This is a genomic window from Streptomyces milbemycinicus (assembly GCF_002154605.1).
Lineage (GTDB): Bacteria > Actinomycetota > Actinomycetes > Streptomycetales > Streptomycetaceae > Streptomyces > Streptomyces milbemycinicus.
This window is the reverse complement of the sequence record NZ_MUNE01001150.1, coordinates 250-701: the sequence shown is the minus strand read 5'-3', so window position 1 is coordinate 701 and position 452 is coordinate 250. Positions and strand designations below refer to the sequence as shown.

1 protein-coding gene is annotated in these 452 nt (G+C 67.3%); it reads left to right on the top strand.

Annotated elements, in window-relative coordinates:
* Positions 1-155: 155 nt before the first annotated feature.
* On the top strand, positions 156-452 hold a 297-nt coding region (locus CCN51_RS58955), incomplete at its 3' end, for an ACT domain-containing protein (protein ID WP_245881897.1).

Here is a 452-nt window from a genome sequence, read left to right as displayed (position 1 = left end):
GGGCGTCCCGCTTCGCGCTCGACTCGACGCCCCATGACGACTCAACGCCGTATGACGGCCCGGCTACGACGAAATGAACGTTTTGTACCGCACAGCCGTCCGTAGCGCGGACTGCCGCGCGATCGCCCCGACTGGCCGGATACGGTGGGAAGACCATGAGCACATCGCAGATTCCCCCTGCCACCGCCGTCCCCGACGACGATGTCCCGACCCTCCTCGTCAAGATCTTCGGCAAGGACCGCCCCGGCATCACCGCCGGCCTCTGCGACACCCTCGCCGCCTACGGCGTGAACATAGTCGATATAGAGCAGGTGGTCACCCGAGGCCGCATCGTGCTGTGCGTGCTGGTGAACTCCCCCACGGGCGGCTGGACCAAGGAAGGCGATCTGCGGGCGACCGTCCACAGCTGGGCCGAGTCGATGCGGCTCCAGGCCGAGATCATCTCCGGCCGG